Source organism: Sphingomonas sp. URJC2, assembly GCF_059803575.1.
In genome coordinates this window covers 50176-75506 of record NZ_JAPFGX010000003.1, presented here as the reverse complement: position 1 = coordinate 75506, position 25331 = coordinate 50176, and the positions used below count along the sequence as shown (strand labels likewise).

Here is a 25331-nt window from a genome sequence, read left to right as displayed (position 1 = left end):
TCTGGCCATTTGCAGGGGGATTTTGCCATGAACGGGCACATCGGGCCCGCAAACGGGCCTGTCAGACGATCAATTGTCGGAGCGCCTGCGAGCCCGTGCGGCTCATCGCGACGATCGCCCCTGTCGCCATATGCGCGACCAGCCGCCCGCCGCCGGCAGGCTCGGCATGATCGAGATGGTCGATATTGATGATGTGCGAGCGATGCACCCTGATGAACCGCGCCGGATCGAGCCGCTGTTCGAACTCGCCAAGGCTCATGCGCACCAGATGGATGCCGGTGAGCGTCGTGACCTCGGCATAGTCCTGCGCGCCAGCAATCAGCACGATGTCGCGCACGTTAACGGGCGCAATGTCATCGCCGGTCCGGGTGAAGTAGCGCTCGAGCGGCGGGGCGGTGACGATCGTGACCGCGGCGGCTGACCGCCCGCCGCGCACGGCATAGGTGGTGGCCGCCACCGCCCAGTAAAGCACCAGCCCCTGCAAGGCCTGCCAGATGAATGCGCCGCCGGTGAAGCCGGTGAAATCCAGCGCACCGCCCGATATCAGCGCATTCATGACCGCCAGCAGGCAGGTCACCAGCGCGAACCATATGACAGCAAAAGCCGCGGCGGCCGCGACATTGCCGATGATTTGCGCCGCGACCGACCATTGCATCAGGTGTCGCCTGATCAGCCAATAGGCCGCCGCTGCCAGAACCGCGAGCGGCGCGACGTTCACAAGCGCGATGAGCGCGGAATGGGCAAAGCCATTGCCCGGCACCTGCAGAAACACCAGCAGATACAGCGCCCAGACCCCGGCCGATGCGCACAGCCAGAGTGTCAGCGGGCTCGGTGGCGGCAGAGTTTCGCTGGGCTTCGCGTCAGGGTCCCGCACGTTCAGCATCCTCGCCAGATACCACCCCTCCGACAGCTCTCACAGCCTTACACAGGCGTCACGCGCCATCATCGATTTTCAAACATTTTTCCCGCCCGTCACCGGCCATGAGCTGGGCCTATCCGCGGTCCCTAAAGCAGCGTGGCGGGATGAGGCGGAACCGGACATTGATTTCACCGGCTGGCTATGAAGCGTCCCGGGTTTTCCGGAAGCAGTTTCATTTGAGTTGACGTGCTCCCCTGATTGTTACCAGTCAGAGGTAGAGTCTGGCTCCTTGATGATGGTTGTTTGATGGGTTGGCAACGTGTCTGGGGGCATGCCCCCAGACACGTTGGCCGGCGATCTCGGCGGGGGTCTTCCCGCCCAGTTTGGAGTGCGGCCTGACCGTATTGTAATCGTGCCGCCAGGCGGCCAGCACGAACCGGGCATGGGCCAGCGAGGTGAACAACGTCTCGTTGAGGCACTCGTCCCGCAGGCGTCCGTTGAAGCTCTCGACGAAGCCGTTCTGCATCGGCTTGCCCGGCGCGATGTAGTGCCACTCGACCCGCCGCTCCTGCGACCAGCGCAGGATGGCCGACGATGTCAGTTCGGTGCCATTATCGCTGACCACCGTGTGCGGCTTGCCGCGGTTGCCCATCAGGCCGGTCAGCTCCCGAACCACCCGAGCCCCCGACAGCGACGTATCGGCCACGAGCGCCAGGCACTCCCGCGTGTAGTCATCGACCACGCACAGGATGCGGAAGCGCCGGCCGCAGATCAGGCTGTCAGAGACGAAGTCGAGGCTCCAACGCTGGTTCGGGCCGTCCGGCAGCACCATTGGCCTGCGCGTGCCCAATGCCCGTTTCCGGCCGCCACGGCGCCGCACGCGCAGTCCTTCCTCGCGATAGATGCGCAGCATCTTCTTGTGGTTGGGTGTGATGCCCTCCCGCGCCAGCAGATAGCCCAGGCGGCGATAGCCGAACCGGCGACGCTCCGCCGCCAGCTCGCGCAACCTTTGCCGCAGAGCCCCGTCATCCGGCCTTGTGGGCTCGTAACGGATCACCCTGCGGCTCACACCAACCAGTGCACACGCCCGACGCTCGCTCAACCCGTGATGCTCCCGGGCATGGGCGACGGCTTCCCGCTTGGCGCCGGGCGTTACCATTTTTTTGATGCCAGATCCTTCAACACGGCATTGTCCAGCATGGCCTCGGCCAAGAGCTTCTTGAGCCGCGAGTTCTCCTCTTCAAGGGATCGCAGCCGGCGGGCCTCAGACACATCCAGACCGCCGAACTTCGACTTCCACTTGTAGAACGTCGCAGAGCTGATCCCATGCCGACGGCAGACCTCCGCTGTCGCCATGCCAGCTTCCTGCTCCTTCAAGATCGCAATGATCTGCTCTTCGTTGAACCTGCTTCGCTTCATTCTAGTCCGACTCCTTGCGTCAGACCCTACCAAAAAGCGGTCACATTTCAGGGGAGCACGTCAGAACTCACTACATGCGTCGAGGGGATAATCGGGCGCTGATATCGTTGGCGACGCTCAGGCGCCCGAATTCGGGGGTCATGCGTTCGGCGAGTCCACAATGACCGTAAGCGCTTTCCTCAGGTCACGGCCTGAACACGCCGCTTGCCCCCGCTGGCCTAAACGGCCTCCGGCAATCGTGTGGTGATCCGGTGACAGACGGAATCGGCACTACCGCCGACGGGCAACGGGCTTATCTGCCTTTTTTTCCCTGACGGAGTCCCGCGGACGGAGGAGTTGATCGCGCTCAATCCGTGTCTCGATCCGTGTCGCAATCCGTGACTCGATGCGGCGTTCCAGCCGGCCGACGGCTTTGATGCCCGCACGATTGGAAAGCTCGGCCGCATTCTGGCGGCGGCCAAAACGACCAATTTCGCCCTGGGTGGTCGCAGCCCGTGGCGGTGCCGGACGATAAATGCTCGGGTCAATCGGCTCGGCTTCAACAGGCGGCGCGATAGCCTGCGCCATTGCATGGCCCAAGCCTCCGCCCCACAGCAACAGAACCGAAGCTGCCCAAATGAAAGTTTGCCGCCGCACGAGGCTCCGGCCAAGGCGATAACCAGTCGTCATCTCACAGGGTCCCGATCGATCGGCGCCAGCACGACATAATCAATCTGGCCAGCAACGCCGCCGACGGCATTTGACGGCCGCACGACCAGGCGCAGATACTGCGCCGAACATGCGGACGGAACAGTGAACTGCCCGGCAAACCGGCCATCGGCGCTGCTCGAATTCGGTATGTCAACTCGGCCCAGCTCTCGACCATCAGCACATACCAGCGTCCAATAGGGACGGGCACGATCCGACTGCTCGACCCCGATGCTGTGGCCGCGCAGCTGATAAGCGCCGGGCTGCAGCAACAGCAACTGTTGCACGGCAGCGCCGCCCGCAGTAGCCGGCGCGGAAAAATCGATCATACCGTGCCGGTCAGAGCGCGCGACGGTTGCCGAAACGCCCCGATCCCCCGTGACGGTAACCCAATCAAATACCGTGGGGTAAACAATGTTTGCCCCAAATTTGGGATCACGGGACTGGTTTCGGGGGGTATCTGGCCGGATGGACAAGAAGTAACGCCACGCCTCATCGAACTTTCTGTCGCGGACCAGGGCCTGGATCACCGCTGCGCTCGCACTCTCGGCGACGGCAATCTGGCTCGACAAAGTACGGAAGAGGGCTGCGGTTGCGACCGGATCGGGTGTATTCCCGGCCAGATACCCGACAAACCCTTCTGCCCATGGCGGGTTTTTTGCCAACTTGCCGGCAAGCGCGCGCGCGATGGCCGGATCGGTGCTGGCTGTCGCAAGAATGGGGTAAAGGATCGCCACCGCCGTGCGAGATGTTCGCAGCGCTGTGTCATAATGCCCGAGCGCCTCATCGATACGTTCTCGCCTGACCGCATCCTCGATCAGCCAAAGGCGGGTGTTGAGGTCGCGACGCGAGATGCGGTCCGAATACGCAAACAGCGCACGAGCCCGGGACGGGTTCTTGTCGATATCGGCTGAAAGGCCCAAAGTGACAACGGCCGGCACCGCGGTTGGATCATGCAGCAACGCCAGCGAGGCGAGCGATGCCGCCGCCGCCCGATCGGCGCTATCGGTCCCGTTGCCGAGCTTTAGTGCCGAATACTGAGCGGCGACCCGGGCATGCCACGGCGCAATACGATAAGCCTGGTCCGGCGCTTTGGCGCGCAAGACCGTCGCGAGACTGTGGGTGCACGCAATGTATCCCGCGATCACCGCCAAGACCGCAAGCACGATCCGCAACGCCCATGCGCTGCGGGGAAGCGGCGCGCCGACAGTGCCGCGCGACAGGCTCACCGCGCCGTCTCGGCGCGGCTGTCCCGGCCATAGCCATAGCCATATTCATAGCCATAGCCGTAATGCGCCTTACGCGCTTCGAACTTTGTCAGCACACAGCCGACAAGGCGTGCATTCGCGGCCGTCAGCCGGCCCAGAGCAGTCTTCACAAGGCTTGAGCGAATGCCGTGCGACTCAACAACATAGACCACACCCTCCACCCGGCTGGCGATCAGCGGAGCATCGGCGAGCCCCATCACCGGCGGCGAGTCGACGACCACATGGTCATAGGTCTCAAGCAAGCGCGTCAGCAGCAGCCCAAGCCGGTTGCCTGTAAGCAGCTCGGCCGCGTTGGGCGGGATCGGCCCGGCCGACATGGCGGTGAAACCAAGGTCGCGCATGGCGAATGTCAATGGCTCGATCGCATCCTGACCCGACAGGAAGTTGCTCAGCCCATGGTCATGGCCGACGCCGCCAAGATGATGGACCGACGGCGAACGCATATCGCCATCGATCAGGATCACGTTCTTGCCTGCACGCGCCAGCATGGTTGCGATCGACAGGGCGGTCGTCGACTTGCCCTCGGCCGGGCGCGTCGACGTAACCGCAAGCGTCCGGGGCACCCCTTGCTCGCTCGTAAAGCCGAGATTGGTCTGGATCGCCAGATACGCATCGACCAGATCCGACTTGCGGTCGAGCAACGCTTCTTCCGGGCTGCCGCCGTCCACCTTCGGCACAGTGCCGAGCAGCGGCAAGCCAAGAAGTCGCTGCACCTCGCCCGGGTCTGCAATGGCTTCGTCGATCTGCTCGAGCGCGAACGCAAGAGCCCCACCCATGACGATACCGGCAAACAAGGAGGCCAGCAGGTTCAGGATCAACCGCGGACTGGACGGACGCTGGGGCGTGTCGGCCGGATCGACGACCGAAATGTTGTTGACGCCCACCCCGCCTGCAACGCCGATCTCTTTGAAGCGCTGGAGCAGGCCATCGTACAACGCACGGTTGGTATCCACCTCCTGCTGGTAGATGTTGTACTGGATCGACCGACGCCTGACCTCAAGGAAACTGCCTTTGAGCTGCTCAACACGCTGGCGAAGAGCGCGCTCCCGCTCGTCGGCCTGGGCATATTCCGCTTGCAGCGTGCTCGATACGCGGCTCTCCTCGCGCCGGATCGACCGGTCGATCTGGTCAAGCTGCGACTTGAGCGCCCGGGCCTGCGGAAATTCAGGCTCGAACTGCACGAGCAGCTTTTCATATTCGGCCGACAATTCGGCGCGGCGCTGCCGCATGCCGTTGATCGCGGGGTTGCGCAGCGCCTCGTTCGACGCGCCGCCAGCGCCAGCCTGCCTAAACCGGGCCTCGGCCTGGATACGGTCGGCAACCGCCTCCGACAGGGCGGCGTTCAACGCGGCGAGCTCGTCCGCGACGATCGAACGCTCGGACGTCGTGCCATTGCCGTTGGCCTGGCTGGGAAGATTGATGATCCTCTGGCGCGAGGCATAGGCGACAAGCTGACGCTGGGACTCGTCAAGCTTGTCCTTGGCCTGGGCCAGTTCGCGTTGCAGCAGATCGCGCCCATAGGACGTCGCCTGAATCTTCCGCTCGAGGTTGGTCTGGATGAAGTTTTCGGCCCAGGCATTGGCGACCCGCACCGAAAAGCCCGCATCCGGGCTTGTAAAATGAAGATCGACCAGACGCGACAGCCTGATCGGCGCGACCTGCAGATTCTTGAGCAGGACCTCGCCGGCGATGCGCTGGCGCGTCGCGCGCCCGGACGGCGGATAGCGGCCGTTGATCAACTCAAATGCCGGATCGTCCTGCGCCACCGAGAAGCGCTCGAAAAACTGAGGATCGTCAACCAGTCGCAGCTGGAGCGCCACCCTCTCGGACAGCGATCGCGACTGCAAAAGACCATATTGGGTCTGGTAGAATTCCTGATCGGCGACGCTGGTTTCGCGCTCGATGCCTTGAAAGTTGGTAACCTGGTTGGCTTCGCGCGAAATCTCGATCTGCGCGGTCGCAGTGTAGCGCGGCGTCATCAGCAGCGTCACGACAAGGCCGATCATCACGCACGCAACGATCGAGCCGAGGATCGCGTACCGCCACTTCGTCGCGATCCGGAGATAACGACGGATAAGCGGAACCGGCTCTGCCAGATTGGGCTGGTGCCCGCCGACCGTCACCGCCGGCGACAGGCCGTCCAGCATATTTGAGGCAATCACGTTCATTGAAACCGGACCTTATTGCAGCACGGCAATCAGTGGTGCTGCGAGGAGTGGCGCAAGGGCGACAAAATCGCGGAACAGCCGTCGCTGCGGGGAATCCCCAACGATGATCACATCATTGGCATAGACGGACGGGTCGTCATAGGCGCCGCGCCGGATGGCCGCCAGATTGTACAGGCCCGCCATCCGCTTTTCCCCGACCGTGCGCAGGATGACGACGTCATCGACCCGGGCAAACTCGTTGAGCCCTTTTGCGGACGCGACGACACGCATCAACGTCATCTGATTGGTCACCGGATACAGACCCGGCTCGGCCACCTGACCATCGATCGTGACCACCTGGCTCACCGAAGCCTTGATGTTCACGGTCACCTGAGGTTCGCGGACGCCTCGCGCGCGCAGCGCCGCGTCGATCTTGGCCGCCAGCTCCTCTGCCGTCGTGCCGCGCGCATCAATCGTGCCGGCCAGGGGCATCGCCACGCGACCGCTGGCGTCCACCTGCAGCTCGCGCGCAAGGTCCGGCACGGAAAACACATCGACCTGGATCGTGTCGAGTGGCCCGATCAGCGCCGGCCTGTCGGCCGCAATCAGATCGTCGCGCCCCGGAGGCGGAAGAACCGAGCGCCCGTCGAGCACGGTCAGCCGCTCACTCGGCAAGATGGCCCGCCTGCCGGCACAGCCCGCAAGCAGCAATGCGCCGGTCAGACCAAGACAAACGAGGCGCAGGCCCGTTGAGTTTTTCACATTGAAAGCCATCGTCACTTCATAGTTGCGAAGGGGAAGAGGGTAAAGCCGAGGCCTCGGGTGTCCGGGGAGGAACACAAAGCCAAGAGGCCACAATGACGATCACCGCCATGATCATGGGCGTCCGCGCCGGATAGTCGAAAATGCTGGCAATCAGAATAGCCAAAATCGCGACGGATCCGGCTCTGGCGAGCGCGTCCGGCACACCTTGCCGCCAGCTGCGCCAGGTCGCTCGCACCCACCACGCCAGCGCCGCCGCCAGCACCAGAACCGCGGGCAGCCCGCCCTCGATCGCAACCTCGACAAAGTCATTATGGACATGATTGAAGTAGGTCGTCCGCAGCATCGCAAAGGGCTCGGCGATCCGAAAAACGGGATCAAAGCTCCCAAATCCCGAACCGGCGGGAAAATATTGACGGATCATGTCAAGCGCGACTGGCAGAGCCTCGAACCGCAGATCCTGACCGACATCCAAAGTCAGCGCACGCTCGATCGAAGCGGCGCGCCCGGTAATCACCGCGACCAGAACAACCATTGCGACAATGGCGCCGAGACCAGCGATGGCGGCCGGGAACGCCCAGCGCGGGGCGTTCATCATCATTTGAATCGCCGGGCGGCGCACGATGAACAGCCCCGCAATGATCGATATTGCGCCGACGAGCATCCCGGCCCGAGAGCCGGTTGCGAGGATCGCGAGGCCGAAAAGCAGGACCAGGCCGAGCGCAACCGGCATCCGCCACGACGCAATCGGCCCTGACGCGCGCCGCCGGCGGCTTGGCCGCGATGCGCGGGCCCGCCCGGCTTCAGAACGGCGCGAAGACGCAGCACGCTCTCCGCCCGTGCTTCCGAAAGCCCATATCGGCGCGACCAAGGCACCCACCGCAAGGAACAGGGCGAAATGGTTGCGGTTCGCAAAGGTGCTGCTGACATGATAGCGGGAGTCGTTGATGAGCGGGTTACCCACCCCAACTCCGGAAAACTGAAGCAGGCCGATCAGCATAGAAATCGTCACGAGCAACAGCAGAACGGTTGGCAACCACGCGCGCTCAGCCTCACGCATGCCCGCAACCAGGGTCAGCACGACGAATGGCACGGACAAGGAAAAAAGGGCGTTGATTGTGCCATCAGGCACCAGCGAAAAGGCGCGCCACTCATCCCCCTTGCCCAGAAGAGCGGTGATTTCGATCGCCGGTTCGCGACCCGGCAGCGCCTGCCACAACGCAGGGGGCAGAGGGACGAGATGCAGAAGCGGCAGTGCTGCGGTCGCGCCCAAGATGATCAGCAGCGGCTTGAACTCGACAAACCGCGGGCGCACCCCAAGCAGCAGGGCGGCAGCGAGCGTCGCCCAGGCAACGGCGCGCACAACCACCTGACCGAGCACATCGGCTCGGGACGCGCCCCCGGCGAACAGAAGCACGACCAGCAAGACAACAAGCAAGACCAAGGCGATGTGATCGCGAAAGGCCCCACGAACGAAATTATTCCCGAGCATCGGACCGTCGATAGAAGAAAGCACGCCTGACCGATACCCGCTTTGGACCGGAAAAATGGCAGACAGGCATCATTTCGGTGCGGCTGGCCTCAGGCATTGGCCTCCGGTTGCGACCATATTGCCTTGTCCCAGATCTTCAAGCCGAAGCGGGTTTACGCAACCGATGTGCAAGACATCAACGGCCACATTGGCGCTGAGCGGTCCGAGGCGGAGACCATAGCGCGCCAATCCACCAGCCTCGACATACCCCCCGGAGACGCGGATGTCCCGACCGTCTATCCGCATGACCCCGGCGGCATGATGACCGTCGGGTTGAGGCACCACATTCTGCAGCACATTGTCGCGCCACGTCACCGCGCGCGCATACTCGCTTTCCTGCGAAAGCAGAAGCTGAGCGCCTTGAACATCGGCACGCTCGACAATCGTGCCATGTGCGCCGGAACGAGGCGACAAATCGGCATCGTCAAGCACGACGCCCTTAAATGCACCCCAGACATGAACATCGCGAATGACGTTCATCTCGCCGCCGGCATAGCCGGCCAGACTGCTGGGCAGGGTACCAACGACCACGCCATAGCCCTGGCTATCGAACATATGGGCATTTGCGCGCGTCACCGGACTGCCGACCGGCGGGGTGTTTCCGACATGCACCCGCTCGACCACGGACCTCGTAACGTTGCGCAAATCGATGCCAATCTGGATTTCAGAACGGCTGATCTGGTCTTTGGGATGCGTAAGCAGCACAGCAAAATCAGCCAGATATACATAGGCGATATAGGGATTAGGCCCCTCAGGGTTGAAATCCCGACCGATGATAACGCCGCGCGGCCGATACGCCGCCAGATCTGCAATACCCCCTCCGCCCGGCGCCGCAACGATCACGGTAGCAGCGATGCCCGCCCCCCGGATCTGCGTACCGTTTCGCAAGCGCAGCCCCCGGCGAGGATCGACGAGATACACGCCGGGGGGAAGGTAGACCGAAGCGTGCAGGTCGATTGCCCGCTGGATCGCCGAGGTATCGTCGGTGCGCCCGTCTCCCCGCGCGCCGAAACGCGGGTCCCGGACATTGACCGCGCCGAGGGCCCCCTCCCGTCCGCTCGCGGCGACCGCCTGGGCGGCCAGTGCGAGGATCATTGCCAAGGCACCCATAGCTTTGATCAAAACGCGAACGCTGCGACCAAAGCGATGAGGCTGGATCATCGATCGCAGGCTTCCATTTCCAGTCGCGCACTGACGTGATCGACCACTTTGGCCGGAGCCGAATACTCCGGAACCAGATACTTGAGGCTTTCCTTGAGCTTAACAAGATCGTTCATGGCCAGCGCCTGATCGAGCTTGGCCAACTCACGCTCCAGTTCGTCCAACGGAAAGTAATGCTCGTTGGTTTTCATGATCCGCGGATGAGTCGTCTGCTCGGGATTGTCGCCGATCAGCAGCTCTTCATACAGCTTTTCACCGGGACGGAGGCCGGTTTCCCGAATCTCGATATCGCCGTCCGGATTGCTGGCGTCGCGCAACGAAAGCCCTGACAGCTCGATCATGTTGACGGCGAGGTCACGGATGCGAACAGGTTCGCCCATGTCCAGCACGAACACTTCGCCTCCCTGCGCCATGGCTCCGGCCTGGATCACCAGCTGCGCAGCCTCGGGAATGGTCATGAAATAGCGCGTGATATCGTTGTGCGTGATGGTGATCGGACCGCCATCGGCAATCTGCTGCCTGAACAGCGGGACAACCGAACCGCTGGAACCAAGCACATTGCCGAAGCGCACCATCGTAAAACAGGTCGCGCCCCCGCGATCCGCCATGGCCTGCAAAACCAGTTCGGCGATCCGCTTGCTCGTTCCCATCACATTGGTTGGCCGCACCGCCTTGTCGGTGCTGATGAGGACAAACTTGTCGACGCGATGGGCCGCGGCAACCCGCGCGGCAGTCAGCGTCCCGAACACATTGTTTTGCACGCCCTCGACCGGATTGTGCTCGACCAGGGGCACATGCTTGTACGCCGCCGCATGATAAATGGTGTTGGGCCGCCACGTGCCGACGATCCGGGACAGTCGCAACTCATCCCGCACCGACGCCAGCAGCGGAATGATGGACACGGCCGATCCGCTGCGATGGGCGAGGCGAATGAGGTCCTGGTGAACAGCATAAAGTGCATATTCGCTGCTCTCGACCAGCAACAGCGTGGCCGGACCGACATTCAGGATCTGCCGGCACAGTTCGCTTCCGATGGATCCGCCCGCCCCGGTGACCAGGACGGTCTTGCCGGCGACATCGGCACGCAGCAGATCACGGTCTGGTGCCACGACGTCTCGTCCCAGAAGATCCTCGATCTTGAGTGGACGAACATCGCTGAACTGGATCACGCCATTGGCCAGATCCATGATCCCAGGGACAGTGCGGACCGGGACATGCAAGGCTTGCAGCGCCTTGACGATTTCGCTGCGTCGCGCCCGGGATGCGGACGGCAGCGCAAGAAGCACCTCCTGAACGCCGAGGGATCGCAGCAGGGTCGAAAGATGCCCCGGATCGTAGATCGTCACACCGCCCAGACGCCGCCCCTGCAGGTCGGGATTGTCGTCGACAAAACCCACCACGCGCAACTGCCCGCTGTAAGCGATTGAGCTGGCGAGTTGCCGTCCCGACGCGCCCGCTCCATAGATCAGCACGCTCTTAAGCGGCCGCCCGTTGCCGTTCCGCCGCTGACCGCCACCGATCCAATAGCCGACGATCGCACGCGAACACCCAACCCCGAGAAAGAGCAGGATCGGCTGGAGCAGACCAATCGACCGGGGCACGCCGGGCACGCGCAACACCGTGAAAATCAGGGCATAAAGCACGGCATAAATCAGCACCGCCCGCACGATGTCGAGCATCATGTTCCAGGTCACATGGCTGAGAATGACCCGGTAGAGATTGGAGAAATAGAAAGTCGGCAGCGCAATGGCCAATGCGACGACCGTTGCAATCTGCACAGGCTGATCAAAGGGAACAAGTCCATCAAGGCGCAACGAAAACGCGATCCAGACCGAAACCGGGCAGACCAGCGCATCGGCGGCAAGCGCGTAACGTCCACGCCCCAGTTTGTTCACGCGCGGCATTCCCTCAATCGTTTCCGACATTTCCGCCCTTAGCCTCTCGTCACACTCTCATCGGGAGCAAAACGCTCCGGGACGGTACGGCACCGTCGCTCCAATGTCAGCGCCGGAGAACGGTCCTGATCGACTGAACGATACGGTCGATCTGCCCGGCATCCATATTCGATCCCGATGGCAGGCACAAACCGGCTTCGAACAGGCGATCCGAAACCGATTCATTGCCCGCGGTGACATACCGGGCCGACGCAAAAAGCGGCTGCCGATGCATCGGCTTCCACACCGGTCGCGCCTCGATCAGATCGTCTGCCAGATGAAGGCGCAGGGTCTCACGCGTGGCAGGCGCGTCGTCCCGGATCGTGCAGGCCGTCAGCCAGCGCGTTGCAAAGCTCCATTCCGGCTCGGGCATCCACTCGATCTCGTCGATATCGCTCAAGGCATCGCGGTAACGGGAAAAAACTGCCCGTCTCGCCTGAACACGATCATCAAGGACGGTGAGCTGGCCTCGACCGACCCCGGCCAGGATGTTGCTCATGCGATAATTGTAACCAAGCACACTGTGTTCGTAGTGCGGTGCGGGATCACGCGCCTGGGTCGCCAGAAACTTCGCTCGGCAGATCAGCGCCTCATCATCCGACAGCAGCATCCCGCCGCCGGACGTCGTGATGATTTTGTTCCCATTGAAGGAGAATATAATAAGGCGGCCGAAGCTGCCACTCGGCCGGCCCTTATAGGTTGCGCCAAGCGACTCAGCGGCATCCTCGACAATCGGCACGCCATAACGGTCGCAGATCGCCTGGATCGGATCCATGTCTGCGCTCTGCCCGTAAAGATTGACGACGACCACCGCCTTGGGCAGCCATCCCTCGCGCCGGGCCATCTCGAAGGCGCGCTCAAGCGCGACCGGGCACATATTCCAACTTTTGGGCTCGGAATCGATAAAGACCGGCTCGGCGCCCTGATAGACGATTGGATTGGCGCTGGCGGCAAATGTCAGCGTCGAACAGAATACACGGTCGCCTCGCCCAACGCCCAGCAAGATCATCGCCAAATGAAGTGCCGCTGTGCCGGAGCTGACGGCGGCGGCATGCCCCACGCCAACACGCTCAGCGACCTCGCGCTCGAAAGCGTCGACGTTCGGCCCGAGCGGGGCGATCCAGTTGGTCCGGAAAGCATCCTCGACGAACGCCTGCTCGGCTTCGCCCATATGGGGGGTCGACAACAGGATCTGTTCACCGATCCTGCGCCTGTCGAGCAGATCGATCGCGACACCCCGGTCGTCGACGATCGGCAGATGATCGATCGAATGCCGGTTCATCAGGTCGAGAGCCTCGCGGCGCGATATCGCGTGTCCGGCAACGACGGAGGTGATTGGCGCCAACGCGGTCAGATCATCATCCATCGACCGCCCGGCCAGCAATTCCCGCCGCAGGTCGCCATCGGTGACCGTCCGTTCAAAACGCAGATCCGGGTGCGCAAGCAGCAGCAGGCCCTGCCCCCCTTGCTCCATCCGCTCCAGCGCCGTGCGCAGCGTCATGTCACGGGTCACAAAAAGCATCTCGATATTCATTGCGCGTTGGTTCCGATCCTGCGGAAAACTTTGGGAATGAACGTCTCCCCTGCCGCGACGTCCCTGAGAACGGTCGATCCGGCCGCGATGACCGCGCCGTCACCGACGCTCACGCCCGGCAAGATTGTCGCGCCCGCGCCAACCAGAACCCCGGACCCGATTTGAACGCCACCACAGAGGGTTGCGCGAGGCGCTATATGGGAGAAATCGCCGATGCGACAATCATGGTCGACGACCGAACCGTGATTGACGATGCACCCGTCACCGAGTGTCGTATCGGGTCCGACGACGGCCTGCGCGGCCACGAAGCTACCCGACCCAAGTTCCGCCCCCCGTCCAACGCAAGCGGCCGGATGGACGATCGTCCACGGCAGGCCTCCCCGCGTCGACAAGGCGGCGTGCAGCCGCGCGCGCGCCTGACAATCGCCGATCGCGATATGAAAGTGAGCGCCGTGCAGATCGGCCTCAACCGGCATTGGGCCCACGACATGCCCCATGAGTTCGGCGCCCTGCCGCGCGGTCTGCTGATCGACCAAATCGACGCGCCTGACCGCAACGGAGGCATGCGCCAAGGCGTCAAGCACCACCTTGGCATGTCCGCCCGCGCCGACAATCACCAGCCGCTCAATAAGCATTGCACTTCCATGTAATGCCCTCAAGCCTCAGATCGGCCAGCAGGCTGGCGATCCGCCCATCGGTTTTGCCATCGCCATAGACGTTTTCAGCTGGATAGCGAAATCCAGGACGCAGGCCTGTCAGCGCCTTGTGGATCTCGTCCCGCTCCGGCCGAACGTCGATCACATTGGCGTTCCGCTGCCGGAGATTCTGTCGGCTGCCGATGTTGACGACCGGGATGCCGAAGCTGGCCGCCTCGATGATCCCGGCACTCGAGTTGCCGATCATCACGTCCGCGACCGCCATCCAGTTGGCAAAGGTCCCCCGGTCCAGATGGGTGGCCACCCTTATGTCGGGATGGCCGGCCCGCGCATCGAGCACGGCGCGGATCTGTTCGCTGCCGCCGTCCGAGTTCGGCCTGAGCGCCACAGTCTGATAGCCGATCGCTGCCAAAGCATCGAGGATCGCCAGGGTCACCGCCCCCCCCTGGGCGGCTTCCTGCAGAACCGGATGATAGACGAACAGCGCGATCGGACGGCTGGGATCGAGGCCCGCCTCGGCGGCAAGCTCAACCCGATCCCGGCCAGCCAGTTCGGTCAGACCCACCAGCCCGGGGGCACCGACGACATGAATGGCGTCCGGCCGCTCGCCCATCCGCACAAGCCGCTCGCGCGCCTCTTCAGTCGCGACAAAATGGAAATGCGCCAGTTTGGAGATGGCATGGCGGACCGCCTCGTCAACGGTGCCCGAACGCTCGCCACCATGAATATGGACGACAGGAATGTCGAGATGGATGGCCGCGATTGCAGCGGCCAGCATTTCGCCCCGATCGCCCAGCAGCAGCACGATATCGGGCCGGCCTGCGTCCATCGCGTCCGTAAACGCGCTCGTCATGCGTGCGATGCCGCGTGCCATGGCCGCACCGGAATGGATCGGTTCATGTGACGCGATCCGCGCCACGAGCGGAAAACCATCGGCCTCGATTTCGCGAACCGTCTCGCCGCATGCGGGATCCAGATGCATACCGGTCGCCAACAGGGCCAGATCGAGCGCCGGATGCCGCGCAATCGCGCGCAACGTCGCCCGCATCAAGCCATAATCGGCACGTGTCCCGGTCACGTACCAGACGGTTCGGGTCATGCAATGTCTGCCCATTGCAGCGTCTGCCCGTCCGCTATGTCGTTTCGCGCACACCGGCCGACCACAGCGCCGAGTTCTCCCGGCGGGATTCCATCCCCCGGTCGCAAGGCGGCAAGATCGCCCTGCTGGATCACCGCCCCAGCGCGGATTGGACGGATCGCGGTCAAGCTGCGCCGGACCAGCGCGCGAACCGGCAGCTCCGACGCCGTCGGACGTTTTTCGGGAGATCCAAGGGCCGTCTCGATCAACCTGATGTCCCGCACCATTGTTGCCAGTTCGTCGGGCGTGAGCGAGGCAGCATGATCAGGCCCCGGCATATTCCGGTCGAGCGTGAAATGTTTCTCGATCACCACCGCACCGATTGCCACTGCCGCCGGCGCCACAGCGGTTCCGAGCGTGTGGTCGGAATAACCGACGGGCAACCCGGTTTCCGCGGCAATGGTCGTCATCGCCCGCAAGTTCACATCGCCCGCATCGGCGGGATAATTGGATGTGCAGTGCAGGATCGTGAGATCGGCGGCGGTCAGAGCGCCATGCCCGGCCGCGGCGCGTGCGGTTTCGATCACGACAACGGCACGGCGGATCTCGTCCATATCTGCCATGCCGGTCGACAGGATAAGGGGGCAGCCGAATGCCGCCAGATAGGCCAGAAAGGGTTCGTTCGTGATCTCGCCGGACGGAATCTTGAAACGACGCATGCCGAGACCGGCAAGCTGGTCGGCAGCCTCTTCGTCGAACGGGGTGGACATGAACTCGACCCCGCGCGCCGCACAACGGTCCGCCAAACGCCGATGGGCCTCGACCGACAGCTCAAGCGCCTTCAGCATCGCATGCTGATCTGTGACGCCCGTCTGACGCTGCTGATATTCGGCGGTCGCCGCCCCCTTGCGGACCAGCTTATCGGCGGAAAAGGTCTGGAACTTGACCGCGTCCGCCCCGGCCGCGGCAGCAGCATCGACGAGCTGGAGCGCCAAATCCTCGCGCCCGTTATGGTTGACGCCGGCTTCGGCGATGATGAACGTTGTCAAAAGGGCATTCCTTACCGTCGAGACGCTTTGGCGTTTCCAATCACCACGCCGTCCAGCCGCCATCTACCATGATGTTCTGGCCAGACATCCAGGCAGACAGGTCGCTTGCGAGGAGAAGGGTAATTCCCTTGAAATCCTCTTCACTTCCCATGCGGCCAAGAGGGGTGCGGGCGACGTAGCGTTCGACAAACGAGTCGGCCTGGCCCCGCGCGATCCCGCCGGGGCTGATGCTGTTGACGCGAATGTCGGGGGCAAGCGTTGTGGCCAGCCATCGGGTCAGTTGGATAAGCCCGCCCTTGCTGCCCGCATAACCGGCGGGATTGCCCATGCTCGTGCCTTCATACAGGCGCTGATCAGGTCCCAGAGTGCCGTAAATCGACCCGATATTGATGATCGCCCCGTTGCCGCTGGCACGGAGGAGCGGTGCCAGCCCCTGCGCCAGATGGAATGGCGCCGCGAGATTGACGTCAAGTGCCCGGCGAAAGGTTGCGACACTCTGCGCCTCGAAGGGCACCGCCCAGCCACTCAGCCGGCTGTCGCCGACAAAGCCGGCGTTGTTGATAAGGACGTTCAGCCGGCCATAGGTTTCGGAAAACTGGGCGATCAACCGGTCGCGCGCCGCCTCGCCTTCAAGATCCGCAACAAGCGTCGCCACCATCGGTGCGCCGTCCCGTTCAAGGATCAGCGCAGCATCTTGAAGCGCCGCCTCGTCACGATCGACAAGCACGACACCGCAACCATGCTCGGCAAGGGCAGATGCCATCGCGCGCCCCAGGAAACCGGCACCTCCGGTGATCAGGGCAAGGCGCCCCGACATGTCGCTCATCTGTTTGACGGTTCGCATCACTCTCACTCCGCCGGTTCGGGCGACATCGCGGGCGGTCCACCGGCATCGCGCGCAAGATATTCGGCAACCGCAAAATCGAATGGCGTATCAATGTCGAGCGCCCGCTCGGCGGGCACTTCCACCACGCGCAGACGCCCGTCGAACAGCCCCGCCCGGTCGCGCACAAAGTCCGGCCGCGCGGCATAAGCGACGGTCGTCATGTCATACACGACCGGCGCATCCTGCCGACGGGTAACGCCTTGGGCAGGCGGGATCACCAGTCGGGCAGCGCCGTCTGGGTCGAGCGCGACCATGTTGAAATAAGGACTGCGATCCGCCTTTTTGACGGTCGCGACCACATCGGCTCCGGGATCATCGCGGAGAACCCCTAAGCATGCCTCGACATCGTCAACGGCGCGGAAGGGCGAGGTAGCCGGGAGACTTACGAAAGCGTCGAATTCGCCACGATGGCTCCGATACCAGGAAATGGCATGCCGCCAGGCCAGCCATTCCGAAGCCGTATCGCTGGCCAGCTCGGGCGGGCGCTCAAACGGCACTTCAGCGCCATGTGCCTTGGCGATTTCCGCGATCTCCGCATCGTCTGTGGAAACGATTACCGTCTCAAGCGAAGGACACGCCTTGCCGATCCTGATGGACCAGCCAATCAACGGCACCCCGCCAAGCGGCCGGATGTTCTTGCGCGGCACGCCCTTGGACCCGCCGCGGGCGAAAACGAACCCGACTGCCTTCATTTTCCGCTCTCCGGCGCAGGGCACAATACTTCGGTGGCGCCGCTTGCCATCGCACGGCGGGCAGTCTCGATGATCCGCATAACCGCAACACCGTCTTCAAGCGGGACCGGAACGCTCCGCCCATGGTCCACGACGTCCAGAAAGGCCGCCATTTCGTCAAGATACATCTGGTTCCGGTCACCGCTGCCGGGACGGACAATCCGATCAGCCGCCGGGGGGCCGGGTGTCCGCACTGTAACAGTGCCGTCCAGCGCGTCCCACAGGAGCGTGCCGCCGGCCCCGACGATCCGGCATTGCCGAACCGGGATGCGTTGCAAAAAGTCCAGATGGATCGACACGACGCAGGGCTGCGCGTCATAATGCAGCGAAATCTCGCAAAAATCCTCTACATCAATCTCGAGATCGGAGAGGCGGCCGCCGCGGCAAGACACCCGGTCGGGCAAACCGAGCATCCAATACACATAGTCGATCTCGTGACTCAGTTCGAGCAATGCACCCCCGCCCAAGGCGCTCTGCGCAGATACCGTCGTGCGATAATCAGCGCCCGGCCGCCAGCTCGGCAGATATTGCCCCACCTCGGCCCGAACCAGCCGCGGCGCACCGACTTCGCCGGCCAACAATGCAGCACGAACAGCCTGCAACGACGGATCGAACCTGAGATTGTAGCCAACCATGACCGGGGTGCCCCCCTGCCGCGCCGCCGCCATCAGGTCGGTCAAGCCTTCGAGATCATGGGACAGCGGCTTTTCAATCAGCACCGGAGCACCCAGCTCGACGAAGGTTCGTGCGAGAGGAACATGCGTGGGCGCCGGACCCGCCAGAATAACAGCGTCCGGCCGGAAAGACCGGGCGTCGTCCAGCGAGCTGAATTGTGCTTCGCATTCGGGGGGCAGCGGGGTGCCGTCGACGGAACGACGCAGTGCGGCGATCCGGCTATCCGGCCTCAGACGGCGCAGATTGGCCAGATGCCGCCGGCCGATACTCCCCAGGCCCACAACCAGAAACCGGGACGCGGATCCAGCCCCGGTCATGCGGCGGGACGCAATACGTCGTGAAGGGACCGGATCCTTGCGACATCCCAGGCCGCCAAATCCATACCCGTTGCGAGCAGATCCAGCCGGGCGGTCTGAAGGCCGTCACCGATAAAGTTGAACAAGTTTGCCGTCGCGATGGCGTCAACATCGCTTCGTGCCAAAGCAGCGCCCATATGCTCGCTTCGGCCACATCCGCCGCACAGGATCAACGGCACCGGCAAGGGACCTCCCACCGCCGTCAACATATCGAAATCAAATCCTTGCCCCGTGCCGTCGCGGTCGATTGACTGGAGAAGGATCTCGCCGGCCCCGGCTGTCAGCATCGCCTGCACCCTTTGGCGCGGCGAGGTCGCAAGCGGCGCAGCCCCTTGGTCCGAAAAAACGACGAATCCGCCATCGGGATTTCGCTTCAGGTCGACACCCCCGACGACACATTGCTCACCGAACGTGTCGGCGATGCTCCGAACCACATCCGGGTCGTGGTCGAATATACGATTCAGAACAACCTTGTCAGCTCCGTTGGCGATCAGAAAGCGCGCGTCATCCAGACTGTCGATTCCGCCACCCAACGTCACGGGAACAAAGCATCCTTTTATGATTTCCCGAACGTTATCAATAAACTTTCTTCTGTCGACACCCTGCCGCGAAACATCGACGATCATCAGCTCGTCGATATATGCCGCCATATCCCCAAAGCCATAGTTTTTCAAAAGCCAGCGCAGATCACCCGCTCGCTGAAGCCGAAAATTACGGCTGAGCATGAAGAAACCGGAATCATAGAACAGAGTATAGATTACTCTCTTGCGTGGCATCTTTTCTATTTTTCCAGAAAGTTTTTAAAAAGCTGAAGCCCGTTCGACTGACTTTTTTCCGGATGGAATTGAGCGCCACAAATATGGCCGGCATCAAAGGCAGCAAGAAGCCCTTCGCCGTAATGCACGAACCCCGCATTCGCGGGCTCGCCAACATCGCGGGCAGCAAAGGAATGGGTGAAATAGAAATTGGCATTTTGCCCGAGCCCCGCAAAGAGCCCCTCCTGGCGATACCCCTCCACCAGAGAAAAACCGACATGAGGCACCTTCAGGCCCATGCCGGCATCGCCCTTCAGGCGGCGCACGGGGAAGGGCATGAGCCCCAGCCCCTCACAATCGCCCTCCTCGCTGTGGACCCCCAGCAACTGCATGCCAAGACAGATCCCAAGGATGCGAACCTTCCCTGCGGCAGCAAGGGAACGGAGCGGAGCGACGAGGCCGTGGCGATCAAGGGCCGCCATGCCCGCGCGATACGCACCGACGCCGGGCAACACCAGATGGGTCAGATGTGCGAGCCGGTCAGGAGACGATACCAGCTCCGGCTCGACACCGAGATACCGCAGCGCCGCCGCGACGGAGTCGATGTTGCCGACGCCAACATCGACAATCGCCACCGACGGCATGTCAGCCGGCCTGAAAGACAGGTTCCCAGCGCCCATCGACCTTCTCGAACAGATCCTTGTTTGCCCAGCGATCCAGAACGGCGTCAAATTCGTCAGCCGTCATACGATAATAGTCCAGATAGCTGTCGAGAAACTCTTCAGGGTAATGATTATCGTAAATCCGAACCAGGTTCAGGGCCTGATCGCGAGACATTGCCCCGCGTCGGATTTCGATTCCAGCGTCCTGGGTCGCGCGCCCGAAACCAAACTTCAGATACATCAGATAGGTGTGGAGCGCGTAAAGCGCCTGATCATTTTGCGCAAAGTTGGTGAAGGTCCCGTTATTCGACCCTTCAGCCTCACGAAGACCACAAAACTCCTTGGCAACCAGGTAGTTCCTGTACGGATCCCAGCTTTCGAAGTAGGACCAGTGAGCGATTTCAAGATTGCTCTTGCTCAGCTCATCATCGGACGGAAACTTGAACAGGTTGAGCGCAGATGCCGACAGCCCGGATCGCTCAAGAACGGCATCATGACCGCCTTCAAGATAAACACGCCGCATGTAATCGACATCATATGTCGGACGCCGCGCGGTTTCGGTGGACCCCCCGTATTCGACTTCGCCATCTTCGCCATAGAAGATCAGATTAATGCCAAGACGGACGGCCATCCTGACGACGGCCGACTGAATGGCGATGAGCCAGCCATAATAGGGGAAACCCATCTCCTCGAAGCCGGTACGGTTCAACCGACGCATAGCCTCGGCATCGGGAGAGATTTGAATGTGATTATAGCCGCTGGCGATAAAGTTGCGAAGGTTTTCATTGCCCAGCTCAAGCGCCAGGGCAGGCGTCACCGTCATCGCGAGTGGGTTCATGCCATATTTGTGCTTGAGGTTATAAGCGACATATGAGCCATCCTTGCCGCCGCTAACCGGCACGACACAGTCGAAACCGCCATCGGTGCGGCGATGGCGGGCGAGAAGCTCCTCCAGTTCGGCTGATCGGGCATTCCAATCGATTTTTTTCTTCTGCTCCGCCCAGACACAGGCATTGCAACGCCCCTGTTCGTCGAACTGGATACGGGGTCGCGTCGACATGTTCAGGCAGGTCGAACAACGAAACGGGGCGTTCTGATGGTTCATCGGCGTTTGGCTCATCTGTTGGTCAGTTCATCAATCTGATCCGACACCCGGATTGCAGCGTCGAAACGGCCCTCCACCCCGTCCGGGCGCGAACGGGTAATCGGGTGACCTGCAAGCACCTGGCGGATCACACCGGCAGCCTCATAGGCGTTGGCCGCCGCGGTCGCAAACCGCAATTCAGCCAGCGGCAAATCGGGCGAGAAGACGGAATTCATGATCTGGACGACGGGCAAGCCGATCAGGCTCGCCTCCAGACCTACCGTCGAGCTGGTGGTCACAATGCAGTCGGCCCCGCACAGTACGTCATCAAGCGGCTCGTCCGACCGGCCATAACGCAACCGCGCCTGCGCGACCGCCGGCGGCCGATCCTCGCTTGGGTGCAGACGCATCAACAGATGAATATGCTGGTCGGCCGCAAATTGCTGCGCCAGCTCGCGCTCGATTTGAAGGGGCAGGCTAGGATCGGCGGCGACCCCTGAAAATGGATGCACGGGCGGCTCGGGCTGGGAAATCCACACCACCAGCCGGTCAGTCTCGGACAGCCCGTGCGCGGCGCGATAGCGCGCCCTCCCCGCCTGAACATCCAACGCGCCAAGCCGGTCGAACGCAGGATTGCCGGTGACAGCCACATTCGCGGCCGGAACGCCCCGCTGACGAAAACGGTCGGCGACGACCTCGTTCAACACGCATATGCGGTTCGCAAAACCCGGCGCCGCGCACCATTCGATCTCGAACGGCGCGTACAGATCAACAACACAGAGCGATGGGATACCCGCTGCGGACGCCATCTCCAGGGCCGCGCGCTCGGCACGGGGCGCGCTTGTCGCAACGACCGCAAGCGGCGGAGCCACCTCAAACAGGCGCCTGAAGAAATCGCGCGGCAAAAAACTCTGACGCCCCAAGCGCGCATAACGCCGATCGGCTTCGACATCTCCATAGTCCCGCTCGAGAGCGCGGTAGCCAACGCCCATATAGGCGTGCGTCTCGGCTTCAGATACGGCACGATGACCCGGCGACCCGCCGTGGAGCGCGGCACCAACGGATGCTGCATCCTCATACCCCGGCACATGGCGGTGCAGATCTGCAACACCAAGCACCGGGAAACCCCGTTCCCGGAAATAGGCTGCCGCAGTGGTCAGTCCCAGAACCTCGAACGGGACACCGCGTGACCGGAGCACCCTTGCAACGGGCGCAAGCGCTGCCGCATGGCCGCCGCCATAACAAATCAGCAACACCGCGCCACGGAGACGGGACAGCGGGTCACCCACGGCGACCGCCCGGCTTCCAAGGGAGCGGCTCGCCCGCCAGAAACAGCAGTATCGGCACCAACAGCGACATGAAGCCCAGGCCTTCGAAGATCAACGAGGGAACGATTGAGGCAAGCACAAGGACATATCCGCGATACTGTTCAACCCGAACCGCAAATGCCAGCAGCCCGGCACCGATCGCGCCGAGCACGAGATAGGCAAGCAGGCGGGTATAATTCCCCTCCATAAGCGACACGAAAATGGTGCTGCGTGACAGGATGGCCTCCACGCCGGACGCGCCATACACCGTTGCGTCGTATCCGGCACGCTGCTCGGAGAAGCCCCGATATTTATCGATGGCGGAGATCACCAGGGATACGCTCTGGACAGCGATGTACAGATAAAGGCCGAAAGACTTTGGACGATAGTTCCGGGCCACGGTCGATGAAATAATGAGATTATTCATCACAGAACCGGAGCTGAGATTGGACAATATGAAAGACAGTCCAAGGAAGAATGTCGCACCACCACCGCGAATGAAAATCATCATATACGCAACGGCAATCACAACCAGGAAAGCGCGCTCGCTGATGATCATGCTCACGATGGGCAGGGCGATGACAAGCCATCCTCGCCTCAGCCTGTAAAACGCAGACAAAACGGGCAGGGTGAGCATGATGAGGATGGCGGCAACCAGCCCGCTACCGCCAACATCCTCCACCGACACGAAAAACCATGCAATCAACGCTCGCAGCGCATGGATCCAAAGCAGCGGCTCGAGGTCGAATATCGAGTTTCTGCCGTCAAAGTAGTTCCAGATATATACGACCTGACTGGTATACCCGTCGGTATTGGCGTCGCCGAGAAACGTCTCACCACCCCAGTGGGAAAAGACGATCGCGACCGCAGACACGACAAGATATCCAAAAACCACAAGCGATCTCTGGATTTGACCGGTATCGAGCGCACGCGAAACAGGGCCGCTCGCAACTGGGATCAAGTCACGACTCATCATCGGCAACGATTTGACGCAAGAAACATGACAGGCGTCATGCAGCGGCCTTCTGGGAAAGCCAGTGATCGAGAGCAATCAAGGCACGAAGCTCACGCGTCTTGTTCGCTCGACCGCTGACGTGAAGATCGAGCAAATCATGCAGCTCCTGTCCGCGAAACATGCCCGAGCGATCGACCAGACGGCCTATGTGGTGATAACAATATTCTTTTAATTTGCCCTTGAACCACTCACCAACCGGAACGGTGAACATCTGCTTGCGCCGATAAGCGAGATCATGCCCGATGAGTGGCGTCACAGCCTTTTTGTAGAGATATTTTGTCTCGCCATGAGCCAGTTTGAGATGCCCCGGCATCCGAAAGGCAAACTCCATCATGCGAAAATCAAGGAAAGGGGTCCTCGCCTCGATCGACACCGCCATTCCCATCCGGTCCGGCTTCACAAGATTGTTACCGCTGAGGAGCAACTGCATGTCAAGAAACAGGGCCTGGTTGATCCGATCCTGGTGGGGCACCTGGTCGAACCAGGATCGCGCAATCGCAAAAGAGTCGGCAGCGGACAGGCGCGCCGCCAGCCCGTCGCTGTAAAGACGCGCTTTGCCGGGTTCGCCGAACAACGAGATGCTTTGAAAATATGACTGCCGAAACTCGTCGTCGCTCATGTCTGCGACATCGGGACGCGCAAAAAACTCCGCATATTTCTCGTAGCCGGCAAAAAGCTCGTCCCCGCCATCCCCCGTCAGGATGACCTTCACGTGATCGGCCGCCAGCCGCGACACTCGGTAAGTCGGCAGAAACGAGATGTCGCCATGCGGTTGATCCAGATGACGGATAGCCATCGGCCAAAGGTCGAGCATGTCGGGATCGACACGCTCCATAACATGGTCGGTCGCAAAGCGCTCGGCCGCAGCAGCGGCAAAAGGCGCCTCATCATATTTCGGATCGTCGAAACCGATGCAGAATGTTTTGACGGGGCTGGGGGAATGGCGCGCCATCAGCCCGACAATGGTGCTCGAATCCACGCCGCCGGAAAGAAAGGCCCCGAACGGCACGTCCGATCGCATCCGGATCCGCACTGCATCGTCGAGAATGGCATTGAACTCGTCAATCCAGTCGGCCTCGGAACGGCCGTGAACGGGCTCGACCGCAGCCAGATCCCACCAGCGCCACGTTCGCTGCCCGTCCGGCGTCACCGCCATGACATGGCCGGGCATCAGGTGCCTGACCTCTCGGTGCATGGTGAAGGGAGCAGGCACATAGTTGAAAGTGAGATAATGATGCAGGGCTTCTTCATCGAGCGTGGTGAGGTGACCCAACGCAGGCTCGATCGCCTTGATTTCCGACCCGAACACCAGACGAGCACCGTCATCAGCGACATAGAGCGGCTTGACCCCGATCCGATCGCGAACAAGGAACAAAGTCTGTTTGCGGCGATCAAAAATCGCAATCGCGAACATTCCGTTCAGCTTGTCGAGGAATCCCAGGCCATCCCGCTCGTACAGCCGAAGGATCACCTCAGTGTCGCTATGGGTGCGGCACACAAAAGGCGTACGCACCAATTCTTCGGCGAGTTCAACATGGTTGAATATTTCGCCATTTTGGACGACGACAATGTTACCGTCGTCCGAAATAAAAGGCTGATGCCCGCCCGCTATATCGATGATCGAAAGGCGCTGATTGCCAAGAGCAATAGCGCCATCATGCCAGACGCCGAAATCATCCGGTCCGCGATGCCTGATAGACTGCCCCATGCGGCGCAAGATCGCCTCATCGAGCGAAGCACCACGGCGGTCGAAATATCCGAAAATGCCACACACG

Annotated in this window: 22 protein-coding genes; all 22 read right to left on the bottom strand. The window is 61.9% G+C overall.

Going from position 1 to position 25331, the window contains the following annotated elements; translation table 11 throughout:
* Nucleotides 1-61: 61 nt before the first annotated feature.
* The 22 genes from OPU66_RS02545 to asnB all read right to left on the bottom strand — a co-directional run bounded on the left by OPU66_RS02545 (nucleotide 62) and on the right by asnB (nucleotide 25330).
* Complete coding sequence (locus OPU66_RS02545) at nucleotides 62-874, bottom strand: LytTR family DNA-binding domain-containing protein (protein ID WP_498552042.1); 813 nt, start codon at nucleotides 872-874, stop codon at nucleotides 62-64.
* Between the two features lie 253 nt (nucleotides 875-1127).
* A protein-coding gene (locus OPU66_RS02540) for an IS3 family transposase (protein WP_498552041.1) occupies nucleotides 1128-2278 on the bottom strand; the annotation gives its coding sequence in 2 pieces (ribosomal slippage) (nucleotides 1128-2026 and nucleotides 2026-2278; 1152 coding nt in all).
* Nucleotides 2279-2548: 270 nt separating this feature from the next.
* Nucleotides 2549-2947: a hypothetical protein gene (locus OPU66_RS02535; protein WP_498552040.1), complete on the bottom strand. Its 399-nt coding sequence runs from the start codon at nucleotides 2945-2947 to the stop codon at nucleotides 2549-2551.
* Nucleotides 2944-4194 (bottom strand): hypothetical protein, encoded by a 1251-nt coding sequence (locus tag OPU66_RS02530; RefSeq protein ID WP_498552039.1) that lies wholly within the window; start codon nucleotides 4192-4194, stop codon nucleotides 2944-2946. Before OPU66_RS02530 ends, OPU66_RS02535 begins: the two co-directional genes overlap by 4 nt.
* Entirely contained in the window at nucleotides 4191-6401 is a 2211-nt protein-coding gene (locus tag OPU66_RS02525; RefSeq protein WP_498552038.1) for a GumC family protein, read from the bottom strand. Before OPU66_RS02525 ends, OPU66_RS02530 begins: the two co-directional genes overlap by 4 nt.
* 12 nt (nucleotides 6402-6413) lie before the next feature.
* Nucleotides 6414-7154 carry a polysaccharide biosynthesis/export family protein gene (locus OPU66_RS02520; RefSeq protein ID WP_498552105.1) on the bottom strand — a complete coding sequence of 247 codons (741 nt, stop codon included), beginning with the start codon at nucleotides 7152-7154 and terminating at the stop codon, nucleotides 6414-6416.
* A 7-nt stretch (nucleotides 7155-7161) separates the two neighbouring features.
* Nucleotides 7162-8658, bottom strand: coding sequence for an O-antigen ligase family protein (locus OPU66_RS02515; RefSeq protein ID WP_498552037.1), 1497 nt, complete (start codon nucleotides 8656-8658; stop codon nucleotides 7162-7164).
* A gap of 45 nt (nucleotides 8659-8703) precedes the next feature.
* Complete coding sequence (locus OPU66_RS02510; RefSeq protein ID WP_498552036.1) at nucleotides 8704-9834, bottom strand: glycoside hydrolase family 55 protein; 1131 nt, start codon at nucleotides 9832-9834, stop codon at nucleotides 8704-8706.
* On the bottom strand, nucleotides 9831-11759 hold the full coding sequence (locus OPU66_RS02505) for a polysaccharide biosynthesis protein (protein ID WP_498552035.1): 1929 nt from the start codon (nucleotides 11757-11759) through the stop codon (nucleotides 9831-9833). Before OPU66_RS02505 ends, OPU66_RS02510 begins: the two co-directional genes overlap by 4 nt.
* Before the next feature lie 76 nt (nucleotides 11760-11835).
* Complete coding sequence (locus OPU66_RS02500) at nucleotides 11836-13302, bottom strand: aminotransferase class I/II-fold pyridoxal phosphate-dependent enzyme (protein ID WP_498552034.1); 1467 nt, start codon at nucleotides 13300-13302, stop codon at nucleotides 11836-11838.
* Nucleotides 13299-13937, bottom strand: coding sequence for an acetyltransferase (locus OPU66_RS02495; protein WP_498552033.1), 639 nt, complete (start codon nucleotides 13935-13937; stop codon nucleotides 13299-13301). Before OPU66_RS02495 ends, OPU66_RS02500 begins: the two co-directional genes overlap by 4 nt.
* Nucleotides 13927-15057, bottom strand: a complete 1131-nt coding sequence (gene neuC / locus OPU66_RS02490; RefSeq protein ID WP_498552032.1) for a UDP-N-acetylglucosamine 2-epimerase — start codon at nucleotides 15055-15057, stop codon at nucleotides 13927-13929. Before neuC ends, OPU66_RS02495 begins: the two co-directional genes overlap by 11 nt.
* Nucleotides 15054-16085 carry an N-acetylneuraminate synthase gene (gene neuB, locus OPU66_RS02485; protein ID WP_498552031.1) on the bottom strand — a complete coding sequence of 344 codons (1032 nt, stop codon included), beginning with the start codon at nucleotides 16083-16085 and terminating at the stop codon, nucleotides 15054-15056. The genes neuC and neuB overlap by 4 nt, the downstream gene beginning before the upstream one ends.
* Before the next feature lie 40 nt (nucleotides 16086-16125).
* Nucleotides 16126-16929 (bottom strand): SDR family oxidoreductase, encoded by an 804-nt coding sequence (locus tag OPU66_RS02480; protein WP_498552104.1) that lies wholly within the window; start codon nucleotides 16927-16929, stop codon nucleotides 16126-16128.
* A gap of 5 nt (nucleotides 16930-16934) precedes the next feature.
* A complete protein-coding gene (locus tag OPU66_RS02475) occupies nucleotides 16935-17663 on the bottom strand; it encodes an acylneuraminate cytidylyltransferase family protein (RefSeq protein WP_498552030.1) in 729 nt (242 codons plus the stop codon).
* Entirely contained in the window at nucleotides 17660-18694 is a 1035-nt protein-coding gene (locus tag OPU66_RS02470; protein ID WP_498552029.1) for a Gfo/Idh/MocA family protein, read from the bottom strand. The genes OPU66_RS02475 and OPU66_RS02470 overlap by 4 nt, the downstream gene beginning before the upstream one ends.
* The gene (locus OPU66_RS02465) at nucleotides 18691-19458 is read right to left on the bottom strand and encodes a HisA/HisF-related TIM barrel protein (protein WP_498552028.1); all 768 of its coding nucleotides are present in this window, start codon (nucleotides 19456-19458) and stop codon (nucleotides 18691-18693) included. Before OPU66_RS02465 ends, OPU66_RS02470 begins: the two co-directional genes overlap by 4 nt.
* A 56-nt stretch (nucleotides 19459-19514) precedes the next feature.
* Nucleotides 19515-20123, bottom strand: a complete 609-nt coding sequence (gene hisH, locus OPU66_RS02460; protein WP_498552027.1) for an imidazole glycerol phosphate synthase subunit HisH — start codon at nucleotides 20121-20123, stop codon at nucleotides 19515-19517.
* A gap of 10 nt (nucleotides 20124-20133) precedes the next feature.
* The gene (locus OPU66_RS02455) at nucleotides 20134-21270 is read right to left on the bottom strand and encodes an N-acetyl sugar amidotransferase (RefSeq protein ID WP_498552026.1); all 1137 of its coding nucleotides are present in this window, start codon (nucleotides 21268-21270) and stop codon (nucleotides 20134-20136) included.
* Nucleotides 21267-22523, bottom strand: a complete 1257-nt coding sequence (locus tag OPU66_RS02450) for a CDP-glycerol glycerophosphotransferase family protein (protein ID WP_498552025.1) — start codon at nucleotides 22521-22523, stop codon at nucleotides 21267-21269. Before OPU66_RS02450 ends, OPU66_RS02455 begins: the two co-directional genes overlap by 4 nt.
* Complete coding sequence (locus OPU66_RS02445) at nucleotides 22516-23517, bottom strand: hypothetical protein (protein ID WP_498552024.1); 1002 nt, start codon at nucleotides 23515-23517, stop codon at nucleotides 22516-22518. Before OPU66_RS02445 ends, OPU66_RS02450 begins: the two co-directional genes overlap by 8 nt.
* A 34-nt stretch (nucleotides 23518-23551) precedes the next feature.
* The gene (gene asnB, locus OPU66_RS02440) at nucleotides 23552-25330 is read right to left on the bottom strand and encodes an asparagine synthase (glutamine-hydrolyzing) (RefSeq protein WP_498552023.1); all 1779 of its coding nucleotides are present in this window, start codon (nucleotides 25328-25330) and stop codon (nucleotides 23552-23554) included.
* Between the last annotated feature and the right edge of the window lies 1 nt (nucleotide 25331).

Coding starts and splice junctions, on each gene's coding strand:
- OPU66_RS02535 (WP_498552040.1), bottom strand. CDS start 2,947: ATGACGACTGGTTATCGCCTTGGCCGGAGCCTCGTGCGGCGGCAAACT.
- OPU66_RS02525 (WP_498552038.1), bottom strand. CDS start 6,401: ATGAACGTGATTGCCTCAAATATGCTGGACGGCCTGTCGCCGGCGGTG.
- OPU66_RS02520 (WP_498552105.1), bottom strand. CDS start 7,154: ATGGCTTTCAATGTGAAAAACTCAACGGGCCTGCGCCTCGTTTGTCTT.
- OPU66_RS02510 (WP_498552036.1), bottom strand. CDS start 9,834: ATGATCCAGCCTCATCGCTTTGGTCGCAGCGTTCGCGTTTTGATCAAA.
- OPU66_RS02505 (WP_498552035.1), bottom strand. CDS start 11,759: ATGTCGGAAACGATTGAGGGAATGCCGCGCGTGAACAAACTGGGGCGT.
- OPU66_RS02500 (WP_498552034.1), bottom strand. CDS start 13,302: ATGAATATCGAGATGCTTTTTGTGACCCGTGACATGACGCTGCGCACG.
- OPU66_RS02495 (WP_498552033.1), bottom strand. CDS start 13,937: ATGCTTATTGAGCGGCTGGTGATTGTCGGCGCGGGCGGACATGCCAAG.
- neuC (WP_498552032.1), bottom strand. CDS start 15,057: ATGACCCGAACCGTCTGGTACGTGACCGGGACACGTGCCGATTATGGC.
- OPU66_RS02480 (WP_498552104.1), bottom strand. CDS start 16,929: ATGCGAACCGTCAAACAGATGAGCGACATGTCGGGGCGCCTTGCCCTG.
- OPU66_RS02475 (WP_498552030.1), bottom strand. CDS start 17,663: ATGAAGGCAGTCGGGTTCGTTTTCGCCCGCGGCGGGTCCAAGGGCGTG.
- OPU66_RS02470 (WP_498552029.1), bottom strand. CDS start 18,694: ATGACCGGGGCTGGATCCGCGTCCCGGTTTCTGGTTGTGGGCCTGGGG.
- OPU66_RS02465 (WP_498552028.1), bottom strand. CDS start 19,458: ATGCTCAGCCGTAATTTTCGGCTTCAGCGAGCGGGTGATCTGCGCTGG.
- OPU66_RS02455 (WP_498552026.1), bottom strand. CDS start 21,270: ATGAGCCAAACGCCGATGAACCATCAGAACGCCCCGTTTCGTTGTTCG.
- OPU66_RS02445 (WP_498552024.1), bottom strand. CDS start 23,517: ATGATGAGTCGTGACTTGATCCCAGTTGCGAGCGGCCCTGTTTCGCGT.